Here is a 24,606-nt window from a genome sequence, read left to right on the forward strand (position 1 = left end):
CCTCAAGCGGCCTTCGGGCGACCAAATGTATAATCGGCAATCGATTGCGGTTTCATCTCGATCGAGAAACCGGCCTTCGATGGCGGCATGTAGGCCGCATTCTTGATCACGCAAGGATCGACGAAATGTTCGTGCAGATGGTCGACATATTCGATCACCCTGCCCTCCTTGGTTCCCGACACCGCAATGTAATCGATCATCGATAGGTGCTGCACATATTCGCAAAGCCCAACGCCACCGGCATGCGGCCACACCGCCTTGCCGAATTTCGCGGCGATCAGCAGCACGGCCAGAACCTCGTTCAGACCGCCCATGCGGCAAGCATCGATCTGCACGATATCTATGGCGCCTTCGGCGATGAACTGCTTGAACATGATGCGGTTCTGGCACATTTCTCCGGTCGCCACTTTTACCGGCGCAATCGCCTCGCGGATCTTCTTGTGGCCCGCCACATCATCCGGGCTGGTCGGCTCTTCGATGAAGAACGGTTTTGCGAAGGACAGCGCCTTCACCCAGTCGATCGCCTGATCGACATCCCAGACCTGATTGGCGTCGATCATCATGTAGCGGTCAGGGCCGATCACCTCGCGGCAAATGGTAAGCCGGCGGATATCGTCTTCGAGATCGCGGCCAACCTTCATCTTCACATGGTTGAAACCGGCATCGACCGCTTCCTGCGCCAAACGGCGCAGCTTGTCATCCGGGTAGCCCAGCCAGCCGGCCGATGTCGTGTAGCAGGCGTAACCTTCCTGCTCGAGCGTCGCGATACGCTCTGCCTTGCCGCTATCGGCCTTGCGCAGGATGTCGATCGCTTCGTCGCGGGTCAGTGCATCGGTGAGATACCGGTAATCGATGATGTCGGCGATCTCTTCCGGTGACATGGTGGAGACGAATTTCCACACCGGCATGCCCGCTTCCTTAGCTAGCGCATCCCAGAGGGCGTTGACGACGGCACCGGTGGCGAGGTGCATAGCACCCTTGTCCGGACCAATCCAGCGCAACTGGCTGTCTCCGGTCAAATGCCGCCAGAATTTGCCGGGGGCGGCACGCATTTCCGACATATCCTGGCCGACTACGAGATGCCGCATCGCTTCGATCGCCATGCAGCAGATGTCGTTGCCGCGACCGATGGTGAAGGTCAGGCCATGGCCGGAAATGCCTTCGCGATCGGTTTCGAGGATGACATAGGCCGCCGAATAATCCGGATCCGGGTTCATGGCGTCGGACCCGTCCAGACTTTGGGAGGTCGGGAAACGCAGGTCGAAAACGCGGAGATTGGTGATACGGGTCATGAGGCGGCCTCGTCTGTCAGAATGTTAGGTTTGGTGCTGGATCAGCGGTCGGCAACAAAAGTCTGCTTTTGTGTGCCGAGACCTTCGATACCGAGTTCGACAACATCGCCGTCCTTCAGGTAACGCGGCGGTTTCAGGCCCATGCCGACGCCCGGAGGCGTGCCGGTGGAGATAACATCGCCCGGATGCAGCGACATGAACTGCGACAGGTAGGAGACGAGGAAAGCGACGCCATAAACCATGGTCTTCGATGAACCGTCCTGCTGCTGTTCGCCGTTCACCTTCAGCCACATGGCAAGGTTTTGCGGATCCGGCACTTCATCCTTGGTGACCAGCCACGGGCCCATCGGGCCAAATGTGTCGCAGGATTTGCCCTTGGTCCACTGGCCGGAGCGTTCCGTCTGGAAGGCGCGTTCCGACACGTCGTTGGTGACGCAATAACCGGCGACATAATCCAGTGCGTCGGCTTCCGAGACATATTTTGCGGTCTTGCCGATCACGACGGCGAGTTCGACTTCCCAGTCGGTCTTTTCAGACCCGCGCGGGATCAGAACATTGTCGTTCGGGCCGACGATGGCGGACGAGGCCTTCATGAAGATGATCGGTTCCGGCGGCACGGTCGCGCCGGTTTCGGCGGCGTGGTCGGAATAGTTCAGGCCGATGCAGATGAATTTGCCGGTGCCGGCAACGCAGGGGCCGAGACGCGGATCGCCATCCACCAACGGCAGGCTTTTGGCATCGATCGCGCCAAGTTTGGCGAGTGCATCGGGAGCAAGCGCTGCGCCCGAGAGATCGGAAACATGGGCGGAAAGATCGCGGATCTTGCCATCGGCATCGAGAATGGCGGGCTTTTCGGCACCGGGTGCGCCGTAACGGAGAAACTTCATGTCATCATTCCTTTCAGTACAAAGTCGGCATTCGTTAGAAAATCAGATCCCCCAGCCGCCGTCGATACCGACGGCCTGACCGGTCGTGTAGGTCGCACCGGCCAGATAGACGGCAAGATCGGCAATCTCTTCCGGCGTACCGAGGCGGCCCATCGGCTGGCGGGCGATGAAGGCGGCGCGCGCCGCCTCGTAATTGCCCTGGGCGCGCATGCGTCCTTCCAGCGACGGGCTTTCGACCGTGCCGGGGCAAATGGCATTGCAGCGAATGCCGCGCGCCACATAATCGGCGGCGACAGATTTGGTGAGACCGATCACGGCCGCCTTGGTGATGCCGTAGGCCGCACGGTTCGGCACGCCCTTTGAGCTGGAGGCGATCGAGGCCATGTTGATGATCGTGCCGTCGCCGCGCTCCAGCATGCCGGGCAGCACCGCCTTGATGGTGCGCACCATGGCGCGGACATTCAGATCGAAGGCGAAATCGAGATCGCTGTCCGGCATGTCCAGAACCGAACCGGCATGGACGAAGCCGGCGCAATTGAACAGCACATCGACCGCGCCGATTTTTTCGAAGAATTCCGTCACGGCACCAGCGTCGAGGACGTCGAGATGCGCGGTCTGGATATTGGTCTCACCATCGAGCGTCGAAAGCGCCGCATCGTTAATGTCCGTCGCCCAGACCTTTGCGCCCGCAGCGGCGAAAGCAAGCGCACTCGCACGGCCGATGCCTTGGCCGGCAGCCGTCACCACGACGGTCTTGCCCTGAATTTTGGTCATTTCGTCATCCTTATCAATCGAGGTGAAAAACGTTTTCCATCATGGCCCACCATTCACCCTCTTTCCGGGTTTCGAACGGTTTTTGGCAGGGAATACAGAACGACCACCATTCCTGGTTCTTTTCGCTCGCTGCCATTTTCGCCATGTCGGCCTCAAAATCCGTGCCGTGATATTCCCAGTAACCGAACAGAAGGTTTTCCGGCTCTTTCAGAAAGATCGTGTAGTTCCTGATGTTGCAGCTCGAAATCAGCGCCAGAATTTCCGGCCACACAGTGGCGTGCAATTCCTTGTAGGTCTCGACCTTGCCCGGCTGCACGCCGATGACCATTCCCATTCTCTGCATTCAGTTCGTCCTCACAATCGATACAAGCGGCGCGCATTGCCGCCGAAAACGGCATCGTGGTCAGCGGTCGGCACGATATCGCGGCACTGCGTGAGCCAGCTGCCATAACAGCCGGCGAGAAGCAGAACCGGCCAATCACTGCCCCAGATCACCCGCTCAGGCCCGAACAGTTCGAGTATAGTTTCGATATAGGGCCGCAGCGCCCGCGGGTCCTGATCGCCGGCCTCGGTCAGAAGACCGGAAAGCTTGCAGGAGACATTGGGAAGCTCGGCCAGCCGCAGCATCGCATGCCGCCACGCGGTAAAATGCCCGCTGGCGATACGCGGCTTGGCGCCATGGTCGATGATGATCGGCAGGCTCGGGTGGCGGCGGGCAAAGGCGTGCAGCGCCGGCAGATGCGGTTCCAGCACCAGCGCATCGAACACCAGATGGCTAGCGATCATCGCATCGACCGCCGGTTCGAGTTTGGGATCATCGATCCAGTTCTCGTCGGCAATATCCTGCAACATCGGTCGCAGGCCCTTGAGCTTCTTCGCCTTCGCAAGGTCGGTGATCACAGCAGGCGCATCGGCCGCCTTCATATCCACCCAACCGACCACGCCAAGAATGAAATCATTCTCTTGCGCCAGCCCCAACATGAAACGCGTGTCTTCGACATCAGGCAGGGATTGCACCAGAACAGTTCCGGCAACGCCCGCCTTCTGGATCTCCGGCAGAAAGTCTGCGGGCAGGAAGTCGCGATAAATGGCTTCCAGATCCGATGGTGGCCAGCCACCGCCGCGATCCTTCAGAAGCCAGAAATGCTGGTGGGCATCGATGATCATCGCCTCACACTCCCCCAATGGGTGCATCGGCCGAGATCACGCCCTTTTCCTTCAGCCGTGCCCAAAAGGATGCGGGAATGTCCTGTTCGAACCAGCCGACATTGGCCTTCATCTGCTCGCCATTGCGCGCGCCGGAAACGACGGTGACGACAGCCGGATGCAGCGTCGGAAACGCCAGCGCCGCCGCCTGCATGGAAACCCCTTCAGCCTCGCAGGCCGCTTCGATCTCGTTCACGCGGGCGAGAATATCGGCAGGCGCCTCGGCGTAATTGAATTTTTTGTTGCCGGCGAGCAGACCGGAATTGAAGGCGCCCGCGACAACGATGCCGACCCCTTCGCGGTGGCAACGGTCGAGCAGCGCCAGACTATCCTGTTCCAGCAGCGTGTAGCGCCCGGCGAGCATGGAGACATCGATATCGAATTCATCCATGGCTTCGGAGACAGCCTGCCATTCGTTGACGCCGAGACCGACCGCCTTGACGAGACCGCTGGAGCGCAATTCACCCAGCGCCTTGAAACCACCACCCTTGGTCAGTTGATCCCAGTAATGCTGATGACGATCGGCATGCGTGACGCGGCCGATATCGTGGACATACAGAATATCCGGCGCGAAGATACCGAGGCGCTGACGGCTCGCCTCGAAGGACCGCATGATCGCATCGTAGCTGTAATCATAGGTTGGACGAAAAGGCAGCGGTGCCACATAGGCATCCTCTTCCGCACCCACGGTATCATCCGGCACCATGATACGACCGACCTTGGTGCTGAGAAGGTAATCCTTGCGCTCATGATCGGTGAGCATCGTGCCGAGCCGCCGCTCCGAACGGGTGTAACCGTAAAACGGCGCCGTATCGAAATACCGGATACCCGCCTCCCAGGCGGCATCGAAGGCCGAGAGCGATTCCGCATAGCTGGTCAGCCGGTAAAGATTGCCCATCTGGGCGCAACCAAGCCCCATAGCCGTGAAAGAAACATCGCGGTTGCGCAGCCTGCGCCTGTCGGAAACTTTCATACTCTCAAATCCTGCTCGTCATATGGACGACGCGCGGACAAGAAGTCCGCGCGCCAAAAGTCTGGGTCAGTAAAGAACGTTCTTGGCTTCCGGCTTGTCGATATTGTCCTTGGTGACGACCACGACGCCGGTGTCGACGGTCTTTTCGACCTTTTGTTTGCCAAGGATGGTCAGCAGGGTTTCGACGCCTTTTTCACCCATCTGGTAGGAGCCCTGGACAACGGTGGCGGTCAGCGTGCCGTCTTTCACGAATTCCTGCAGGTCCTGATTGCCGTCGAAACCGATGGCGACGACCTTGCCCGCCTTGCCGGCCTGCTTGATGGCGCGGCCCATGCCGATCGCGGTCGGCTCATTGGCGCCAAAGATGCCCTTGAGGTCGCTGTTGGCGGCCAGAACATCGGTGGTCTGGTTCAGCGCCGTCGCCATCTGCGACTGCGAATAATACGGCCCGACGATTTCGAGCTTGGAGTTCTTCTTGATGTAGTCGGTGAAGCCGCCGACGCGGCCGATTTCCGAACCGGCACCGGCAACATAGGACATGACGGCGATCTTGCCGGTCGTGCCGACCTTGTCGATCATCGCCTGCGCCGCCAGTTCACCGGCCTTGCGGTTATCGGTCGCGAGAAACGACTGGTAATATTTGTCGGCACCGTCAGCGAGCTGGCTGTCGATGATGACGACCGGAATACGAGCTTCCCAGGCTTTCTTGACGGCCGGCACCAGCGCATCCGGATCGGACGGGGCAAGCAGGATCGCACCGACCTTACGGTTGACGGCGTTTTCAACCATGTTGACCTCATCGGCGATGGCGGATTCTGCCGCCGGGCCCTGGAAGGTCATGGTGTGTTTGCCCTTGGCGGTGGCAATCGCCGCATCCGCGCCTTTCTGGACATTCTGCCAGAAGGTGGAATTGACGGTTTTGACGATGACGGCGATTTCCGCCGCAGACGCGCCGGTGGTACCGGCAAGAGCGATGGCCGAAGCCATTAGGGCGATAGTCAGTTTGCGCATGTTTTGTCCTCCTCTTGTGTTCCGGCCCTGCCGGGGCCGTTGCGGGGGAAGGCTCCTCTCCTTCCCGTGCTGTATTGCCTGAAGCGATGACCGCTTCGTCTTCCTCAGCGGCGGTTGCGCAACTGGTCGATCCAGACGGTGACCAGAATGACAAGGCCGATGATGATCTGCTGGGTGAAGGCCGAGACGCCGTTCATGTTGAGGCCGTTGCGCAGGATGCCGATCACGAAGGCGCCGATGACCGTGCCGGAAATCGTGCCGACACCACCGATCAGCGACGTGCCGCCGATAACGGCGCTGGCAATCGCATCCAGTTCATAGGCCACGCCTTCATTAGGCTGGGCCGTGACGAGGCGGGACATCAGCACGCAGCCGGTAAGGCCCGCGAGCGTGCCGGAGACCACATAGGTAAACACCGTCACGCGCGAAACATTGACGCCGGAAAGCCGGGCGGCATCGGCATTGGAGCCGATCGCATAGATATAACGGCCGAGCACGGTGCGGTTGAGCAGAAAGGCGGCTGCAAGACCGATGATGATCATCAGCACGACCGGATAGGGAATGCCCGGAAAGCTGACGACCGGAAAACCCATCTCGTCGATGCTTTCGATGCGGAACAGCGAGCCGTTGCCGAGCTCGCCAAAGCTCTCGCCAAGGCCGGAAACGGCGCGTGCGCCAGTGATCTGCAGCGCGACACCACGCGCGATCAGCATCATGCCGAGCGTGGCGATAAACGGCGGCAGTCTCAGCTGCGTGACGACAAGACCGTTGATCAGGCCACAGGCCGAACCGGTGAGAATGCCGAGCAACATGCCGATCCAGATCGGCATGTTCAGTTCCTTCACTGCAAGGGCCGCCACGACACCCGCCAGTGCCAGAACCGAACCGACAGACAGATCGATGCCGCCGGTGATGATGACATAGGTTGCACCGATGCCGAGAAGCGCAATCGAGGTCACCTGCAGGGCGATGGTCATGCCGTTGCCGACGGTCATGAAGGCGCTGCTGGTGGCGGAAAAGATCACGGCCAGCACGACAAGACTGCCGAGCGCGGCAAACTTCTGGATGATGTCCTTCTGGCGTTCGCTCAGGCGGCGCCCCCTTGCCGGAGACTGCGGTTGGGCTGGCTGCTGCGCCGGCTTTTCACTGGTGATATCGGCCAAAACATGACCTCCCTATTCCGCACGCCGGCCGCTGCCGGACGCGTAATGCATGATTTCTTCCTGATTTGTGTCGCGCGTCGAAAGCGTCGCTGTGATGCGCCCGCCGTGAAACACGGCGACACGATCCGACATGCCCAGCACTTCCGGCAGTTCCGAGCTGATCAGCACGATACCGATACCGTTTGCCGCCAGTTCGTCCATGATCTGGTAGATTGCGAATTTCGCGCCGACATCGATGCCGCGCGTCGGCTCATCGAAAAACATGATGCGCGGCTCGCGAAACAGCCATTTGCCGATGATGATCTTCTGTTGATTGCCGCCCGAAAGCAGCCGTACCGGCTGGCCGAGGCTGGGTGTGCGGATGTTCAGCAGGTCGACATAACGCTGGCTCGCCTCCCGATGCTTTTTACGGTCGATGACACCGGCGGAATTGCTCACCGCCTGCATGCGCGCCATCACCAGATTGGCATCCACCGGCATCTTCACTGCCAACCCTTGCGCCTTGCGGTCCTCCGACAGATAGGCAATGCCGGCTTCGATGGCGCTGCGCGGATCGGTGATTTTCAGTACATTGCCGTCGAGTGTGATCGTACCGGCATCCACGGGATCGGCACCAAAAATGGCACGCGCCACTTCCGTGCGCCCCGCCCCCATCAGCCCGGCAAACCCTAAAATTTCGCCGCGCCGGATTTCGAAATTCACATCCGAAAATACGCCCGCGCGCGTCAGGCCGGAAACGGAAAAGATGACATCCGTGCCGGGCACACGTCTCGGCTCGGGAAACTTGTCTTCGAGCGAACGGCCGACCATGCGCGCCACGATATCGTCGAGGCTGAGCTCAGCAAATTCATCGGTGGAGATGTAACGGCCATCGCGCAGCACGGTGACGCGATCGACGATCTCCGCCATCTCGTCGAGACGGTGCGAGATATAGATGATGCCTGTACCCTGGGCTTTCAGATCTCGGATGACCTTGAAGAGAAGCTGCGCCTCCTGCTCGGTCAGCGAAGAGGTCGGTTCGTCCATGATCAGCACGGTCGCATCGAGCGACAGCGCCTTGGCGATCTCGACCATCTGGCATTGCGCGACCGACAGCGTGCGCACCTGCATATTCGGGTCGATATCGACGCCGAGACGATTGAGGCAGCGTTTTGCATCGGCAAGCAGCTTTCTCCGATCGACCAGAAAACCACGGCGCGGTTCACGTGCCAAGTAGATGTTTTCCGCCACCGTCAGATGCGGCACGAGATTGAGTTCCTGATGGATGATGGCAATGCCGGCGGCTTCCGAGTGCAATGTCGAAGCGAACTGCACAGGCTCGCCCTTGAAGGTGATCGAACCCTCGTTCGGCTGGTAGACACCGCTGATGATCTTCATCAGCGTCGATTTACCGGCACCGTTTTCACCACAGACCGCATGCACCTCACCGGCGCGCAGATCGAAGCTGACGCCGGAAAGCGCCTTCACGCCCGGAAATTCCTTCGAGACATTGTCGAGCTTCAGCAGAACCGGCCGCGCATCGATCGTGTCTGCCGTTGCCGGCATTCCTCCCATCGCGATCTCCTCCTCGCGCAAAAGCCTCCCGCGCTTTCGATGGGCAAACTAGGCCGTGGAATTAATATTGGTCAAGCCAATTATTCCCTGTCGGCTTGCATTTTCTCAATTTTGGCCATCTACTCAATTTCAGACTGTATTTTCTGATGATTGGCCAGACCACGATGACCGATGCACGCCGCCTCTACCAGCAGATCGCCGATCAGGTGCGGCAACTGATCGTCAACGGCCAATACCCACCCGGCTCGCGCCTTCCGGCCGAACGTGAACTGGCGCAGCAACTGGGTGTGTCGCGCCCGTCGCTGCGCGAAGCTTTGATCGCTCTGGAAATCGATGGCACAATAGAAATCCGCATGGGATCCGGGGTATATGTGCTCAACGCGGCCAAGCCATCGATCGCCAGTCGTTCACTTGGTGAAAGCCCGACGGAACTGATGCAGGCGCGCGCCGTCATCGAAAGCGCTGTCATTGTCCAGGCCACGGCAATGATCCCTGAGACGACATTGCAGATATTGCACGATATTCTGACAGCGATGCGGGCAGAAATCACCGAGGGCCGCAAGCCGCTGGAACAGGATCGCCAGTTTCATCTGGTGATCGCCGAAAGCGCGGGCAATTCGGTTCTGGCGGAAATCGTTGCCAGCCTGTTCGATGAGCGGCATAGCCCCATGTCGGATCACATGCGCGGCCGTTTCGAGACCCCGGAGACATGGCAATTCGCCCTGAGCGAACATGAGGCCATTCTCGCGGCACTCGAAATGAAAAATCCGCTCGCCGCACAGGCCGCCATGCATGCGCACCTGACTGCTTCCGGCCGCCGATGGGTGGAAAATTGAGCGTTCAGCCGACCGCCGATTTGTTGCTGCCGACACGCGACAAGAGCACGACCGGCAGGATAGCGATGGCGACGATGGCAAGGGCGGCAATGGCCGCCTCCTCATAGGTGCCGCGTGCGGCCTCACCATAAAGATGGGTGGCAAAGGTTTCGACATTGAGTGGCCGCAGCAGCAGCGTCGCCGGCAATTCCTTCACACAATCTACGAAGACCAGAAGCGCTGCTGCCGAGATTGCCGTTTTCGACAGCGGCAGGTGCACGTGGCGAAACGTGCCGGACACCGATTGCCCGAGCGTGCGCGACGCATGATCCAGCGAGTGCGGGATGCGCGAAAGACCGGCCTCGATACCGCCGGCCGAGATGGCCAGGAACCGCACCACCAGCGCATAGACCACCGCAGCACCCGAGCCCATGAACAGCAGTCCGGTGGAAACACCGAACCAGTCAAGCGCCGCGCGATCGATCAACCGGTCGAGGCCGGCCAGCACGATCAGCACACCGATGGCAACCACAGTGCCCGGCGCCGCATAACCCATGCTCGACAGGCGCAGCAGCGCGGCGGATTTTTTGCCAGGCCTGATGCGGGCTGCGTAAGCAACGACAAGACCGAGAAGGATGGTGATAATGGTTGCGACCGTCGCGATGACGATCGTGTTGACCGCCTCATCCAGAATACGTGGGGAAAGACCGGCGAAACGGTAGCGTTTCCATGCTTCCGTCACGAGATAGATGGCCGGCGCGACAAACCCCAGGATAATAGGAAGAAGACCAACGACGAGAAAGATCATGCCCTTGAGCGGCGAGACCTTTTGCGGGGTAAAACCCCGGCTGCGGCGAGCATCGGTGGCATAACGCTGCTTTCGCCGCGCCCAACGTTCGATGCCGACAAGCGCCACCACGATCAGCAGCAGGGCAAGCGCGATCTGCGAGGCACCCGGCAGATCGGTGCGGGTGATCCATGTCGTGTAGATCGATACCGTCATGGTGCGTACGCCGAGAAACTCGGCGGCACCGACATCGTTGAGCGTCTCCATCAGAGCCAGCGCCACGCCGATGGCGACAGCCGGACGCGCCAGCGGCAGCGCCACCCGCCAGAACACGGCGCGGCGTGACACACCCAATGTCCGGGCTGCATCGACGAGATTGCCGGACTGGGTAAGAAACATCGCTCGTGTCGGAATGTAGACGTAAGGGTAAAGCACAAAACCGAGCAGAAAAATGCAGCCGGTCATGGAGCGGATATCCGGCAGGCGGAACTGGCGTGGGCTTTCATAGCCCAGCACCCAGCGGATCGCTCCCTGCACCGAACCGATCGGGTGCAGGATATCGAGATAGGCATAGGCGATGATATAGGTCGGCACGGCAAGCGGCAGCAGCAGCGCCCATTCGAGCATTCGGCGGCCGGGAAAATCATAGGCCGTGACCAGCCATGCCGTCGTGGTGCCGATGACGGCGGTGACGATGCCGACACCGGCCAGAAGAATGACCGTATCAACCATGGCCACCGGCAGGATGGTTGAGAACAGGTGCGCCCAGAGACCGGACGAACCTTTTAATGCTTCCAGTGCTAGGCCCAGTACCGGCAACGTGACGACCAGCGCCGCGAAGACGGCCAGCATCAGCCAGATTCGGCCTGAACGAGCGCCGCGCCTCGCGTTTGACGGAGTGGCAACCGGTTGATTGAAGTGCATCACAATGTTCACTGGAGACTGCATCACACGACGACGAGTTCAACGCCGTCATCCTCGGGCTTGTCCCGAGGACCTGCTGAGTCCGAGACACGTGGACCATGGCAGATCCTCGGGACAAGCCCGAGGATGACGAAAGGCGAAGGCAGATAGCCTTTTTTTTGCAAGTGACGAAGGCGCCCCCGACGGGACGCCTTCCCTATCCCTTAGTTGTCGAAGCCGACCTTGTCGACCAGCTCGCTTGCCTGCTTGCGATGGCTGACGATTTCCGACAACGGCTTGTTGTCGACCTTCAGTTCGCCGAAGGAGGCGATGATCGGATCAATGCCGGCGCCGGCCTTGACCGGATACTCGTAGTTGGCTTCAGCATAGATCTTCTGGGCTTCGTCGGAGACGAGATATTCCAGGAATTTTACGGCTTCGGCCTTGTTCGGCGCATTCTTGGCAACGGCTGCGCCGCTGACATTCACCTGCGTGCCGCCGTCCTTGAAGGTCGGCAGGATGACCTTGATGGCATCCGCCCACTTGACCTGCTCTTCGCCGCCCTTGCCTGCCTTCATGAGGCCGACATAATAGGTATTGGCGATGCCGATATCACAAATGCCGCCGAGAATGTCCTTGGCAACGTCGCGGTCACCGCCGGCAGCCTTGCGCGCAAGGTTTGCCTTGACGCCGGACAGCCACTTTTCGGTTTCCTCCGCACCGTAATGGGCGATGTAATCGGCAAACAGCGCGGTGTTATACGGATGCTGGCCAGAGCGGATGCAGACCTTGCCCTTCCACTTCGGATCGGCGAGATCCTCATAGTTGAATGATGCCAGATCGAGATCCTTGGCGGCGTAAAGCACGCGGGCGCGATAGGACAGGCCGAACCAGTGGCCCTTGCCGTCGCGCAATTCAGCCGGGATAGAAGACGTCAGAACCGACGAATCGACCGCCTGGGTCACGCCCTTTTCTGACAAGTCGACCAGATTGCCGGCATCGACCATCATGAGAATATCGGCCGGCGAGCTTGCACCTTCCGAAGCGACGCGTTCAGCCAGACCATCCTTCATGAAGACGGTGTTGACCTTGGTGCCGGTGGATTTTGTGTAGGCCTCGATCAGCGGCGCGATCAGGGCCGGCTCGCGGGTCGTATAGACGTTGATTTCGGCTGCCGATGCGAGCGACGGAGCAACGAGCATGGACGTGGCAAGAAGCGTGGAGGCCAGAATGGCGGTCGGTTTCATGATAACTCCCCCGTTAGAGAAACACGGAGGGTTTGCACCATTTCATGACCAGATTAGTCAAGTTTATTTTGTCAATTACAGGTCGAAATCACGCAGACGTTATCGATTTTTTAGATGTATTTACAACCATTGATCTACCATCAGAATACACGGAGACGCTCGGGACGGATTGCAATATTCACCACATCCGTGCCCTCGGGCAGCCTTTCTGACATGATCGCTCTCAGCGGTGTCTCAAGTCCATCGATGGACAGCACAAGCTGTTCCGTATCGCCGTAAAAGACACGTTCGCTAATCCGCGCAGGAATGTTGCCGCCGCTCAGTGAGACGATGACATCACGCGGACGAATGTAGAGTGTTGCCGCTCCGGCCTTCTGTGCTCCCGACGCCACGGCAAAGCTGCCGAAGACGGTCTTGAACTTTCCGTCATGCCATTGGCCGGCAACCTTGTTGAAAGCGCAGAAGAATTCGGCCGCATAGGCATTGTCCGGCCGATCATGCAGATCATAGGGGCTGCCTGCCTGCACGATTTCGCCGGATCGCATCAGCACCACCCTATCGCCGACAGAAAGCGCCTCCTGGGGATCATGGGTCACCATGATGGCGGTGGCAGACAATGAGCGCAGCAGCGACAGTGTATCGGTGCGCACCTTGTCGCGCAGTCCCTGATCGAGATTGGAAAAGGGCTCGTCCATCAGGATGACGGCCGGCTGAGGCGCCAATGCGCGAGCGAGCGCCACACGCTGCTGTTCGCCGCCCGAGAGCGTATGCGGAAAACGATCGGCGAGATGCTCTATGCCGATGCGGTGAATGATATTTTCGGCGGCGGTGGCAGCCTCTGCCTTTGGCCAGCGTTTCAAGCCGAAAAGGATGTTGTCCCGAACATTCAGATGCGGAAACAACGCATAGTCCTGAAACACGAACCCGACACCACGCGCTTCCGGTTCAACGAAAGTCTGGCCGTCAACTTCGCGCCCATCGAGAAACACGCGTCCGGAATCCACCGTCTCGACGCCGGAGATGATGCGCAGCAGGGTGGACTTGCCGCAGCCGGAATGACCGACCAATGAAACGATCTCGCCCTTGGCGATGTCGAGCGAAATGCCGTTGGCGGCAGCCGTCGTTCCGAAAGCGCGACTGACATTTTCCAGCCGCACCGCAATATTTCCAGTCATGCGCAACACTCTCCCCTTGCGGCGCGGAAACTGCCACAGCGCATCCCGCCGGTGAAGACCGGGTGCATCACAATGCAGAGAATTATGGTCCGTTCAGGCTGCCGAGCGCGCGCCGGTCAGATAGGCTTCCAGCGCATCCACGGCATCGTCCAGCCTGCCGGAATTATCGATGGTGACAATACGCCCCGGCAGGTTCGGCACGGAGATCGGCATTTCGCGGGCGATGCGGCTGCGGATATCCTCCGCCGTTTCCCGTCCACGCGACAATAGCCGCTCGACACGAATGTCCGGCCGCGCCGTGATCTCCAGCACGTCCATGCGGGCAAACTGTGATGCCGCCTCCGCCAGCACGGCGCGGGAAAGATTGGCGATGAGAATACCGCCCTTCTCCACATGCTCTGCGGCTTCCCGGCGCAGCGAATAACAAAGACCGTGCGCTTCCCAGTCGAGACAGAATTCACCGTCCTGCCGCGCATCGGCGAAATCTGCGCGGGAAAGAACCTCGTGGTCCTCATTGTCGGGATCGGCATCGCGGGTGATGACACGCTGAGCGAACCGGATATCCGGCCGATCCTGAAGGCGGGCGGCGACCGCCCGCATCAGCGTATCCTTGCCGGCACCGCTCGGGCCGACAACAGCTATGAAAAGTCCCTGTCGGTCAGCAGACACGATTGCCCTCCCGCCAGACGCCGACGACCACCGGCGGCAGGTCGCGTTCGGCGCGGACCCGCACCAGATCGGCACGGCGACCGACTTCGATACGGCCGCGATCATCAAAACCCGCAGCGCGGGCCGGATTGTCGGAAATCAGCCGCACCGCATGCGGAAGATCGGCAAGTTCGCGATCAGCTAGCACGAAGGCGGCCTGCATCATCGAGAACGGAATGTAGTCGGATGACAGGATATCGAGCGCACCCTTTCCCAAGAGATCGAGCGCCGAGACATTGCCCGAATGCGAACCGCCGCGCACGACGTTCGGCGCGCCCATCAGCACCTGCAGACCAGCTTCGCGCGACAGCACTGCGGCTTCAATGGTCGTCGGGAATTCGGCAAGTGCGATGCCAAGCTCGACGCCTTCGGCGACATGGGCGGCGGTTGCATCGTCATGCGAGGCAATCGCAATACCGGCCGCGTGGCAAAGCTCGGCAATGCGCTTGCGGTTGCGGTCCGAATTGGCTTCGGATTCGGCGATGCGGCGCGTGCAGAAGGCATCGAATTCGGCATTCGAAAGTTTCTTCTTGCCCTGATAATAGATGCGGTAGGTTTCGAGGCTGACAAACTGGCGCTGGCCCGGCGCATGGTCCATCAGCGAGGCCAGACGCACGCGGTCATTGCTGCCCATCATGTCGAACTGTTCCGCCACATCCGCCACCGATACTTCGCACCGCAGATGGATGAAATGTTCGGCGCGGAGACGACCGGCCGCATTGGCCTGCGAAATCCGGGTTGCCATCGCCGCCATATCAGACGGGCCAAGATCGGTATCGTCATCGATACCGACACGCAGCGCATCGAACACGGTGGTGATACCGGAGCTTGCCACCTGCCCATCATGCGCCTGCAGCGCCGCATCCATGTTCCAGCGCACTTTTGGGCGCGGCTGAAAGTGGGTTTCCAGATGGTCGGTATGCAGCTCGACGCAGCCGGGCAGCAGATAATCGCCATTCAGGTCAATGCCGTCGGTCGAATGACCGCCAGAAATATCGGCAATCTTGCCGTCGCGCACCAACACGCTGCCGGTGACGATTTCATCGGCGAGAACGATGGCGCAATTGGTGAAGATGGTTTCTTGAGTCATGATGTGTTCACAGCTTACGGAGCGTTTTCAAAACGCTCAAGGAAAGAATGCGGGAAAGTGTCATATCACCAGTTTGCGCAACTGCTGGGACAGAAGGTCCATCAGGCTGACGGTGACAATGACGATGATGAGCATGGCGGAGGCCTGCGGGTAATAAAAACCGCGAATGCTTTCGAACAGGACCTGGCCGATGCCGCCGGCGCCGATGACGCCGAGCACGGTGGCCGAACGGATATTTGATTCCAGACGATAGAGAGACAGCGAGATCCACAGCGGCAGAACCTGCGGGATGACACCGAACAGAACCTGCTGAACACGCGAGGCGCCGGTGGTGCGGATCGCTTCGACCGGACGCGGATCGATGGCTTCGACGGCTTCCGAAAACAGTTTGGACAGCGTGCCGGTCGTGTGAATGAACAAAGCCATCACGCCCGCAAACGGGCCGAGGCCGACGGCCACGACAAAAAGAACGGCAAACACGACTTCATGGATGGCGCGGAACATGTCCATCAGGCGGCGGACCGGCTGGTTCACCCACCACGGTGCCATGTTGTGGGCGGACAGGATGCCGAGCGGAATGGAGAAAGCCACGGCCAGGAACGTGCCCCAGAGCGCGATCTGCACGGTGACGACCATTTCCTCGAGATAAAACCGCCACTCGCTGAAATTGGGCGTGAGAAAGCCGCTGGCATATTCGGCCATGTTGCCGGCATCGGTGAAGAGATATGTGAAGCGGCCCATCTCGGCCGGACCCCAGCTATAGGCAAGTGCTGCAATCACCGTCAGCAGGATCAGGCCATTGCGCGAACTGCCGGGCTGTTTCGGCAGCGGCTTGGTCGTGGCGGTGGTGGAGGTCATCGTCGCGTCGCTCATGGTTTGGGTGTTGTGCCGGAAGAAGGGCCAGCCCCCAAGGGCAAGCCGACCAGTTGAATTCCGTCATCCTCGGGCCTGTCCCGAGGATGACGGCGGAGAGACTTGCGCCCTTCGGCGTTAGCCTGGGCAGGCCCAAAGGCCTGCCCACTGATCGTTCAGACCAACTGAAATCAGTTGGTGCTGACCTTGGCGAGTTCGGCTTCGAACTTGGTCTTCTGGGCCGTCAGGTCCTTGATCTTGGCTTCCTTTGCGGCAGCGTCCAGCTTGGCGTCGCCCTGCGTCTGGCTGATCGACTTGGTCAGTTCCATGACGCGGATCGGCAGAAGCTGCGCATCGCTCGAGCTACGGAACGGTGCCCATTTCAGGCCGGCGAGAATCTTCTTTTCTTCCTCGACATTGCCCTTCGACTTGTCGGTACCGTAGGTCAGGAAAAATTCGCGGATCTTGCCCTTGTTTTCTTCCGACAGATCCTTGCGCCATACGATCGGGTCGGCCGGGATCAGCGGCGAACGCCAGATTTCGCGGATGTTGTCATAGGCCTTCGGGTTGTTCTGCTTGATCAGCGCCATGCTCTCGGTGTTGTTGGCAGCAGCATCTACCTGCTTGTTGGCAACAGCCATGGCATTGGTTTCGTGGTTGGCGTTGGTGACGTTCTTGAAGCACTTCTTCGGGTCGATGTTCTTGGCGGAAAACACAAAGGTCATCGGAACGAGGAAGCCGGAGGTGGAGTTCGGATCGCCGAGGCCAAAGTTGATCGACTGGTCGCATTTAAGGACCTGATCGATGTTCTGGATCGGGCTGTCCTTCGGGACGATGACGACGGACCAGTAGCCCGGCTCACCGGTGGCGGCGACGCTCTGCACGAAAACTTCGCCATCGGCGCGGTCGACGGCTTCCATGGCCGACTTGTTACCGTACCAGGCCATCTGCACCTTGTTGAAGCGCATGCCTTCGATGATGCCGGCGTAATCGGAGGCGAAGAACGGCTTGACGTCGAGGCCGGTCTTTTCCTTCATGTCGTCCAGCAGCGGCTGCCAGCTGGTCTTGAGGTTCTGCTGGGATTCGGTCGAGATGATACCGAAGTTGATCGTGTCTGCCGCAAAGGCTGCGGAGCTCATGGTGAAGACGACGGACATCGCCGCCATGCTTTTCAGAATCGCGTTCATCGTGGTTCTCCGAGTTTTCAAAGAGTGATCAGGCGAGCTCCAGCTCGGCCCGAGGACGTTCTCGCTCCGCGGCAATGGCAGGAGCAGCTTGACCGGCCGGTGCATCCGGCAGGACCAGTTCTTCCGAGGCCGCACCGTAAAGTTCGGCCAGGAATTCGTTGGAAAGCGCTGTGGACGGACCGTCATAAACGATCGCGCCGTCGCGCATGGCGATGGTGCGCGGGCAATAACGACGCGCATATTCCACCTGATGCAGCGACACGACGACGGTGATGCCGTCCTGCGAATTGATGTCCGACAAAACGTCCATGACGCGGCGGGCAGAGGATGGGTCGAGCGCCGAAATCGGTTCGTCGGCGATCAGGATTTCCGCTTCCTGCACCAGCGTGCGGGCAATCGCGGCGCGCTGCTGCTGGCCGCCCGAAAGCGTCGAGGACCGCTGCGCGAACACTTGCGGAATGCCGACACGCTCCAGCGCCGCATGCGCCTTCAGTTTTTCGGCGCGGTTGAAGATGCCAAGCGTTCCGCGCCAGCGTGGCGTGCGGCCCAGATGACCGATCAGCACATTGGTCATCACCGACAGGCGGCTGACCAGATTGAACTGTTGAAAGATCACCGAAATGCGGCCGCGCTTCAGCCGTGGATTGAGACGACCGCCGTCCTGGCACAGGTCACCCAGCACATCGATACGACCACCCTTGCTGTCGGCCGTTTCAAGGCCGGCAATATGGCGGATCAACGTGCTCTTGCCGGAGCCGGAGGCGCCGATCAGGGCCACCATCTCGCCACGCTCCACGGTGAGGCTTACCTTGTCGAGGGCGCGGTTTTTGCCGAAGGTTTTCGACAGATTAGAGACTGTAATCGCGGACATTCTTCTTCCCCTGAAAGTGAGAGGTTTCAAGAAACTCTGACGATGTTTCGATGATGTTTCGGAGACAGTTCAGTGAAACTTCTGTGTCAGCCAGCGTATTTCCCCAGGAAGTCCTCGGCAGACAGATCACGAAAATCCTGCAATGCTTCAAACAACTGGTCGTGGCCCCAGTCCCACCATGCAAGCGCGTCCATGCGCTCGCCGATGCCGGCGGAAAAACGGTCGCGGATCAGTTTTGCCGGCACCCCGCCGACGATGGTGTAAGGCGCCACATCCCGGCTGACGACGGCCCCCGCCCCGATGACCGCGCCATTGCCGATCTTGATGCCCGGCATCACCGTCACACCGTGGCCGATCCAGACGTCATGACCGACGATCACGCGCCTCGCGCGGCGAGCGGCAAAAAAGTCGGCCTCATGCTCGGCACCTTCGAAATAATCGCCGGCGCGGTAGGTGAAGTGGTGCAGCGTTGCCCGCTCGGTCGGGTGATTGGTCGCGTTGAGACGAACCGCAGCGGCAATATTCACGAACTTGCCGATATCCACGCACCAGACCATGCAATTTTCCCTGACATAGGAATAATCGCCCATCGTGGTTTCGGTGACGGTCGAACCGGCCGCCACTTCGGTGTAGCGGCCAAGCTGGCTGTCAGTCACGACAGCGGTCGGATCGATAAAGGGAACGGTGGCGGAAAGCTGTTTCTGCATCACGCGGCCTTTCGTGCGGAGAAGGCGGAAACGTCAATCGTGCGCGTCGCCACCGCATCACGCACCGGCTGATCGTGAAAGATGCCGAGGATGGCGGTACCGGCATCCAGCTTTTCCTGGATCATCGAAATCACCACGTCACGATTGGCGGCATCGAGCGAAGCGGTCGGCTCGTCGAGCAGCAGGATCGGGTGATCGGTGATGAAACCGCGGGCAATGTTGACACGCTGCTTTTCGCCACCGGAGAAAGTGGCGGGCGGCAAGTCGAACAGCGCTTCAGGCAGATGCAGGCGACGCAGCAGACCGGCAGCCTTTTCCGCAGCCACGGCGCGGTCGACACCACGCGAGACCAGCGGTTCGGCGACGATATCCAGCGCCGAGACACGCGGGACTGCGCGCAAAAACTGGCTGACGTAACCGATGCAATCCCGCCGCTGATCGAGCACGAGACGCGGATCACCGGCACCGAGATCACGAGCCTCGCCGGAGGTCCGGTCGCGGATGAGGATTTCGCCGCTGTCGATGGAGTAGTTTCCATAGACCATGCGCAGGATGGACGATTTGCCGACACCGGACGGCCCGCCGAGCACGACACATTCACCGGCGAACAGTTCGAAATTCACATCGTTGACGACCGGCAGGATAACGCCGTCACGCAGATGCATGGTGAAGGACTTTGCCACGTCGCGAACCGAAAGCAGCGCGTTGCCTGTCTCTTGGATTGAAACGCTCATGATCACGACTCCAGGATCGAGGCGACGAGAAGCTGGGTATAGGGATGATGCGGATCATCGAGCACGCGGTCGGTCAGACCGGTTTCAACGATGCGCCCGCTCTTCATGACAATCATCCGCTGCGACAGAAGGCGTGCCACGGCCAGATCGTGGGTGACGATCACCACCGCAAGACCAAGATCGCTGACCAAACCACGCAGCAGATCGAGCACACGCGCCTGCACCGAAACGTCGAGACCACCGGTCGGCTCGTCCATAAAAATCAGTCGAGGGCGGGTGACGAGATTGCGGGCAATCTGCAGACGCTGGCGCATGCCGCCGGAAAAGGCGACAGGCTTGTCATCGATGCGGTCACCGGCGATTTCCACGCGGCCCAGCCATTCGGTGGCCGTATCGCGGATCTCGCCATAATGACGGTCACCGATCGCCATCAGCCGTTCTCCGACATTGGCGCCGGCAGAAACCCGCATCCGAAGACCATCAGCCGGGTTCTGGTGCACAAAACCCCAGTCGGTGCGCATGAGAAACCGCCGCTCAGCCTCCGAAAGATCCGCGAGATCGGGAAAACGGCCATCACGCATATGGTATTGGATGCTGCCGCTGGAACGCTCCAGCCGACCGGAAATGCAGTTGAGTAGCGTCGTTTTGCCGGAACCGGATTCACCGACGATGGCGACCACTTCGCCCGGCCAGACATCGAAGGAAATGTCGGTGCAGCCGATGAAATCACCGTAACGGCGCTCAAGGTCACGCACGGACAGGATGGGAGAGCTCATGCCGCGTCCTCCTTGACGGTTTCTTGGCCCGCGATCGGCAGGCCCGGCCCGTGATGGCCGTCAGCGCGGCGCGTTTCGCAATGGTCGGTATCGGAGCAGACATACATGCGGCCGCCGCGATCATCGGTCACCACCTCATCGAGATAGACCCCGGTGGCATTGCAGAGCGCGCATGGCTGTTTGAATTTCTGCACTTCGAACGGGTGATCCTCGAAATCGAGGCTGACGACATGGGTGAAGGGCGGCAGCGCGTAGATGCGCTTTTCGCGACCGGCACCGAACAGCTGCAGCGCCGGCGAACCGTTCATTTTCGGATTGTCGAATTTCGGGATCGGCGACGGGTCCATCACATACCGATCCTCGACCTTGACCGGATAGGCATAGGTCGTGGCGATATGGCCGTGCTGGGCGATATCCTCGTAAAGCTTGACGTGGATCAGTCCGTATTCCTCCAGCCCGTGCATGACACGGGTTTCGGTCTCGCGCGGTTCGAGAAAACGTAAGGGTTCCGGGATCGGCACCTGATAGACGATGACCTGACCGGCGGAGAGCGGCGCTTCCGGGATACGGTGTCGCGTCTGGATGACCGTTGCATCGGCTGTTTTCGTCGTCGTCGCCACATTGGCGGTTTTCGCGAAAAAGGCGCGGATGGAGACAGCATTGGTCGTATCGTCGGCACCCTGATCGATAACTTTCAGCATATCATCGGGACCGAGGATCGCCGCCGTCACCTGCACACCGCCGGTGCCCCAGCCATACGGCATCGGCATTTCGCGTGAGGCGAACGGCACCTGATAACCGGGAATGGCGATACCTTTCAGGATCGCGCGGCGGATCATGCGCTTGGTCTGTTCGTCCAGATAGGCGAAATTATATTCCGGAAGCGTCATTCTGCGGCCTCCCTCATCTCATCGTTGGTGGCCTTGGCCTTGTTCAGTGTGCGCAACAGGTCGAGTTCTGCCTGGAAGTCGACGTAATGCGGCAGTTTCAGATGTTCGACGAAACCGGTCGCCTGAACGTTGTCGCAATGGGCGAGCACGAATTCCTCGTCCTGCGCCGGCGCCAGCCGCTGTTCATCGAATTCGTCGGCCCGAAGGGCACGGTCAACGAGGCTCATCGCCATCGCCTTGCGTTCGGACTGGCCGAAAACCAGACCGTAACCACGGGTGAACTTTGCGCCCTCTTCGCTGCCGCCGGTGAACTGCGACACCATCTGGCATTCGGTCACCCGAACGCTTCCGAGCGAGACGGCAAAGCCGAGTTCCGGCACATCGATCTCGACATCGACTAGACCGATGCGGATTTCACCGACAAACGGATGGGTGCGACCGTAACCGCGCTGCGTCGAATAACCGAGCGACAGCAGAAAACCTTCGTCGCCGCGCGCCAACGCCTGAAGGCGCACATCACGATCCGCCGGAAAGGCCGTCGGATCGCGGGTGAGATCGCCCGGCTCGTCGTCGGACAAGACGTCGCGTTCGATCAGGCCTTCATCGTTGAGAATGTCGGTCACCCGAGGGGCGCGGCGTTCATCCTCGCGGGCACGGCGCAGCGGTTCATCGACCGGTTCGTCACCGGCCATGGCCGGATCGATCAGGCGGTGGGTGTAATCGAAGGTCGGCCCCAGAAGCTGGCCACCCGGAATATCCTTGTAGGTGGCGGAAACACGGCGTTCGATACGCATCTTTGCGGTATCGATCGGTCGCGAATTGCCAAAACGGGCAAGCGTGGTGCGATAGGCACGCAGCAGAAAGATCGCCTCGATCATGTCGCCACGCGACTGGCGCACGGCCATGGCGGCAAGATCGGGATCGTAGAGCGAACCTTCGGCCATGACACGATCGACGGCGAGCGCCAGCTGGCCGGTGATCTGCGCAAGCGTCAGCGCCGGCACATCACGATCACCGCGACGGCGGTCGGCCAGCAGTCGATGGGCATTGGCAATGGCGGCTTCCCCGCCCTTGACGGCTACATACATGGCTCAAGCCTCCTCGATGCTTGTCGTGCGCGGCAGGCCGATCGCTTCACCGCCGCAGACCAGCAGCACATCAAGCCCCAGCGGATAGGCAGCGCGGTTTTCCGCCATGGCGGCAACGAAACCCAGCGGCAGACCGACCGGCGTAATGACCGTTTGGGTTTCGATGCCGGGACCGGTGAGTGTCAGTGGCTCACCTCCGACAAGGCTTTCAACCGGCAGAAGCAGGGTGGCGGAGCGATCCGGGTAATCGCTGGTGCCGATCGGAAAGGATGTCCATGCTGAAACGGGACTTCCCTTATCCAGCACCGCAAAGCCCGCGCGAAAAACATCGGCCGTGCGCGGCGCACCGGTGTGAAACGACATCCAGCCAATGGCATCGTCATTGTTTTCCGGCTTTTCGAACCAGACCGGCGTATCGTAATCGGCCAGCGTCAGCAGAATGGCGGCAGCGGCCTGCGAAAGCGGTGCCGGAGGCGTGACGAAACCGGAAAGATCGGCAATGGTGCCCGGCTCAGCCAGCGCATTCATGACGCGGCGAAAAACGGCCTGACTATCCATCACAGGATTGGCAAACCCACCCTCAAAAACATGGCCTTCCGAACGCGTATTGATCAAAACGCTCATCAGTCTTCTCCCCGCACCATGGTGAAGAAGTCGACGCGCGTCGCTTCCGTTTCTTCGGCCTGAATTGCGGCCTGCTCACGGGCATATTGCAATGCGGGTTCGACAACCGATTTTTCCACGCGGGCAACCCAGTCCGGCAGCTGGCGTAGCGCATCGAGATGGGCGACCATGCGCGCCTTGTCGGCATCACGACCGAGCACGATCGAATGGCCGAGTTCACCGCTCTCCAAACGCACCGTGGCGCGCGTCACGCTGGCCTCGCCGAGATTGAACGGGGCACCGCCGCCGCCGATCCGGCCGCGCAGCATGATCGCACCGATCTCTGGCCCGCGCACCGCAATGGCGCCGGGCGCGCCGGCTGTATTCTGATTGTAAAGTTCATGGAGCAAACTGCCCGGCATGGACGCCATCGCATCCAGGGCCCGTTTCCTCCGCGCATTCGCTGTTTCTGCCGTCATGTCACACCTATTTATCTATTTGTGTAGACAACTAATCTAATCGAGGTTATAGAACCTGACCAGTGACAGCTTGATGACATTTCGCATTTTTATTGGAGTACGTTGATGCACGCCCTCGATGACGGCATTTCCCGCTGGCGCCGCGTCGCCGACGCCATTCGCGCCGACATCGCTTCCGGCATTATCGCACAGCAGCTTCCGCCCGAAGTCGAGCTTGCAGAACGCCACGGCGTCAACCGCCATACGGTGCGCCGCGCCATTGCGGCTCTCTCGACCGAGGGATTGCTGCGCGCCGAGCGCGGGCGCGGCACATTCGTCAACGCCCAGCCGCCGCGCGTGATCTATCCGATTGGTGAGCGGGTACGTTTTCGCGAAAACATGATGAAACAGTCGATCGAGCCGTCAGGCCGGTTGATCGGCGCCGAGCGTGTGGCCGCCGATGCACGGCAGGCGGCACTATTGGATGTCTCGGTCGGCGCGCCGTTACACCGGCTGGAGCGTCTCGCCGTGGTGGACGGCATGCCGATGTCGCGCTCCACCTCGCTGTTTTCGGTGGAGCGTTTTCCGGACATCATTTCGGCTTATGCGGAAACCGGATCAATCACCCAGGCGCTGCAAAAATCCGGCGTCAGCGATTACCGCCGTCGCGAGACCCGCATCACGGCGGAGCGAGTCTCACCCAATGATGTCGACCTTCTGCAATGCGCCAGCGACGCCATCGTGCTGATCAGCAACGCCGTCGATGTCGATATGGAGGGCAAACCGGTCCAGAGCGTGCGCACACGTTTTCTCGCGGACCGGTTTGAATTATCCTTCAAGCCGGATGCCGACTGA

Annotated in this window: 26 protein-coding genes; 2 read left to right on the forward strand and 24 right to left on the reverse strand. The window is 60.2% G+C overall.

Annotation, left to right across the window (positions count from 1 at the left end; genetic code table 11):
* Positions 1 to 2 precede the first annotated feature (2 nt).
* The 9 genes from ACRQ1B_RS18890 to ACRQ1B_RS18930 all read right to left on the reverse strand — a co-directional run bounded on the left by ACRQ1B_RS18890 (position 3) and on the right by ACRQ1B_RS18930 (position 8,860).
* Positions 3 to 1,292: an L-fuconate dehydratase gene (locus ACRQ1B_RS18890; RefSeq protein ID WP_432295491.1), complete on the reverse strand. Its 1,290-nt coding sequence runs from the start codon at positions 1,290 to 1,292 to the stop codon at positions 3 to 5.
* A gap of 41 nt (positions 1,293 to 1,333) precedes the next feature.
* Positions 1,334 to 2,179 carry a fumarylacetoacetate hydrolase family protein gene (locus ACRQ1B_RS18895; protein WP_432295492.1) on the reverse strand — a complete coding sequence of 282 codons (846 nt, stop codon included), beginning with the start codon at positions 2,177 to 2,179 and terminating at the stop codon, positions 1,334 to 1,336.
* A gap of 42 nt (positions 2,180 to 2,221) precedes the next feature.
* Positions 2,222 to 2,953 carry an SDR family oxidoreductase gene (locus ACRQ1B_RS18900; protein WP_432295494.1) on the reverse strand — a complete coding sequence of 244 codons (732 nt, stop codon included), beginning with the start codon at positions 2,951 to 2,953 and terminating at the stop codon, positions 2,222 to 2,224.
* A 13-nt stretch (positions 2,954 to 2,966) separates the two neighbouring features.
* Positions 2,967 to 3,296: an L-rhamnose mutarotase gene (locus tag ACRQ1B_RS18905; protein WP_432295495.1), complete on the reverse strand. Its 330-nt coding sequence runs from the start codon at positions 3,294 to 3,296 to the stop codon at positions 2,967 to 2,969.
* A gap of 11 nt (positions 3,297 to 3,307) precedes the next feature.
* Positions 3,308 to 4,120, reverse strand: coding sequence for an amidohydrolase family protein (locus tag ACRQ1B_RS18910; protein WP_432295496.1), 813 nt, complete (start codon positions 4,118 to 4,120; stop codon positions 3,308 to 3,310).
* A 4-nt stretch (positions 4,121 to 4,124) separates the two neighbouring features.
* A complete protein-coding gene (locus ACRQ1B_RS18915; RefSeq protein ID WP_432295497.1) occupies positions 4,125 to 5,132 on the reverse strand; it encodes an aldo/keto reductase in 1,008 nt (335 codons plus the stop codon).
* 66 nt (positions 5,133 to 5,198) lie between these two features.
* Positions 5,199 to 6,143, reverse strand: a complete 945-nt coding sequence (locus ACRQ1B_RS18920; RefSeq protein WP_432295499.1) for an ABC transporter substrate-binding protein — start codon at positions 6,141 to 6,143, stop codon at positions 5,199 to 5,201.
* Positions 6,144 to 6,247: 104 nt separating this feature from the next.
* A complete protein-coding gene (locus ACRQ1B_RS18925) occupies positions 6,248 to 7,234 on the reverse strand; it encodes an ABC transporter permease (protein WP_432295792.1) in 987 nt (328 codons plus the stop codon).
* Positions 7,235 to 7,318: 84 nt separating this feature from the next.
* Positions 7,319 to 8,860: a sugar ABC transporter ATP-binding protein gene (locus ACRQ1B_RS18930; RefSeq protein WP_432295500.1), complete on the reverse strand. Its 1,542-nt coding sequence runs from the start codon at positions 8,858 to 8,860 to the stop codon at positions 7,319 to 7,321.
* A gap of 146 nt (positions 8,861 to 9,006) precedes the next feature.
* On the opposite strand from ACRQ1B_RS18930, the gene ACRQ1B_RS18935 reads away from it, so the two are divergent.
* Positions 9,007 to 9,696, forward strand: a complete 690-nt coding sequence (locus ACRQ1B_RS18935; RefSeq protein ID WP_432295502.1) for a FadR/GntR family transcriptional regulator — start codon at positions 9,007 to 9,009, stop codon at positions 9,694 to 9,696.
* A gap of 4 nt (positions 9,697 to 9,700) precedes the next feature.
* Here the strand turns inward: ACRQ1B_RS18935 and ACRQ1B_RS18940 are convergent, their stop codons facing one another.
* The 15 genes from ACRQ1B_RS18940 to phnG form a co-directional block, all read right to left on the reverse strand.
* Positions 9,701 to 11,386, reverse strand: coding sequence for an ABC transporter permease (locus ACRQ1B_RS18940; RefSeq protein ID WP_432295503.1), 1,686 nt, complete (start codon positions 11,384 to 11,386; stop codon positions 9,701 to 9,703).
* Between the two features lie 203 nt (positions 11,387 to 11,589).
* Positions 11,590 to 12,567 (reverse strand): Fe(3+) ABC transporter substrate-binding protein, encoded by a 978-nt coding sequence (locus ACRQ1B_RS18945; protein ID WP_432295793.1) that lies wholly within the window; start codon positions 12,565 to 12,567, stop codon positions 11,590 to 11,592.
* 185 nt (positions 12,568 to 12,752) lie between these two features.
* Positions 12,753 to 13,787, reverse strand: coding sequence for an ABC transporter ATP-binding protein (locus ACRQ1B_RS18950; RefSeq protein WP_432295504.1), 1,035 nt, complete (start codon positions 13,785 to 13,787; stop codon positions 12,753 to 12,755).
* Positions 13,788 to 13,880: 93 nt separating this feature from the next.
* Positions 13,881 to 14,456, reverse strand: coding sequence for a phosphonate metabolism protein/1,5-bisphosphokinase (PRPP-forming) PhnN (phnN, locus tag ACRQ1B_RS18955; protein ID WP_432295505.1), 576 nt, complete (start codon positions 14,454 to 14,456; stop codon positions 13,881 to 13,883).
* Complete coding sequence (locus tag ACRQ1B_RS18960; RefSeq protein ID WP_432295507.1) at positions 14,446 to 15,585, reverse strand: alpha-D-ribose 1-methylphosphonate 5-triphosphate diphosphatase; 1,140 nt, start codon at positions 15,583 to 15,585, stop codon at positions 14,446 to 14,448. Before ACRQ1B_RS18960 ends, phnN begins: the two co-directional genes overlap by 11 nt.
* A gap of 60 nt (positions 15,586 to 15,645) precedes the next feature.
* Positions 15,646 to 16,458: a phosphonate ABC transporter, permease protein PhnE gene (gene phnE / locus ACRQ1B_RS18965; protein ID WP_432295508.1), complete on the reverse strand. Its 813-nt coding sequence runs from the start codon at positions 16,456 to 16,458 to the stop codon at positions 15,646 to 15,648.
* Between the two features lie 170 nt (positions 16,459 to 16,628).
* On the reverse strand, positions 16,629 to 17,624 hold the full coding sequence (gene phnD / locus ACRQ1B_RS18970; RefSeq protein ID WP_432295509.1) for a phosphonate ABC transporter substrate-binding protein: 996 nt from the start codon (positions 17,622 to 17,624) through the stop codon (positions 16,629 to 16,631).
* A gap of 28 nt (positions 17,625 to 17,652) precedes the next feature.
* Entirely contained in the window at positions 17,653 to 18,495 is an 843-nt protein-coding gene (gene phnC / locus ACRQ1B_RS18975; protein WP_432295510.1) for a phosphonate ABC transporter ATP-binding protein, read from the reverse strand.
* 86 nt (positions 18,496 to 18,581) lie between these two features.
* Positions 18,582 to 19,202, reverse strand: a complete 621-nt coding sequence (locus tag ACRQ1B_RS18980) for a DapH/DapD/GlmU-related protein (RefSeq protein ID WP_432295794.1) — start codon at positions 19,200 to 19,202, stop codon at positions 18,582 to 18,584.
* Complete coding sequence (gene phnL, locus ACRQ1B_RS18985; RefSeq protein ID WP_432295511.1) at positions 19,202 to 19,936, reverse strand: phosphonate C-P lyase system protein PhnL; 735 nt, start codon at positions 19,934 to 19,936, stop codon at positions 19,202 to 19,204. Before phnL ends, ACRQ1B_RS18980 begins: the two co-directional genes overlap by 1 nt.
* 2 nt (positions 19,937 to 19,938) lie before the next feature.
* Entirely contained in the window at positions 19,939 to 20,712 is a 774-nt protein-coding gene (gene phnK / locus ACRQ1B_RS18990; RefSeq protein ID WP_432295513.1) for a phosphonate C-P lyase system protein PhnK, read from the reverse strand.
* Positions 20,709 to 21,602, reverse strand: coding sequence for an alpha-D-ribose 1-methylphosphonate 5-phosphate C-P-lyase PhnJ (locus ACRQ1B_RS18995; RefSeq protein WP_432295514.1), 894 nt, complete (start codon positions 21,600 to 21,602; stop codon positions 20,709 to 20,711). The genes phnK and ACRQ1B_RS18995 overlap by 4 nt, the downstream gene beginning before the upstream one ends.
* Entirely contained in the window at positions 21,599 to 22,690 is a 1,092-nt protein-coding gene (locus ACRQ1B_RS19000; protein ID WP_432295516.1) for a carbon-phosphorus lyase complex subunit, read from the reverse strand. The genes ACRQ1B_RS18995 and ACRQ1B_RS19000 overlap by 4 nt, the downstream gene beginning before the upstream one ends.
* Before the next feature lie 3 nt (positions 22,691 to 22,693).
* The gene (phnH, locus tag ACRQ1B_RS19005) at positions 22,694 to 23,314 is read right to left on the reverse strand and encodes a phosphonate C-P lyase system protein PhnH (protein ID WP_432295518.1); all 621 of its coding nucleotides are present in this window, start codon (positions 23,312 to 23,314) and stop codon (positions 22,694 to 22,696) included.
* Positions 23,314 to 23,715, reverse strand: coding sequence for a phosphonate C-P lyase system protein PhnG (gene phnG / locus ACRQ1B_RS19010; RefSeq protein WP_432295520.1), 402 nt, complete (start codon positions 23,713 to 23,715; stop codon positions 23,314 to 23,316). Before phnG ends, phnH begins: the two co-directional genes overlap by 1 nt.
* Positions 23,716 to 23,877: 162 nt before the next feature.
* Here phnG and phnF point away from each other — a divergent pair, with 162 nt between their 5' ends.
* Complete coding sequence (gene phnF, locus ACRQ1B_RS19015; protein WP_432295522.1) at positions 23,878 to 24,606, forward strand: phosphonate metabolism transcriptional regulator PhnF; 729 nt, start codon at positions 23,878 to 23,880, stop codon at positions 24,604 to 24,606.

The sequence above is a fragment of the Endobacterium panacihumi genome (genome assembly GCF_050847465.1).
Classification (GTDB): Bacteria; Pseudomonadota; Alphaproteobacteria; order Rhizobiales; family Rhizobiaceae; genus Neorhizobium; species Neorhizobium panacihumi.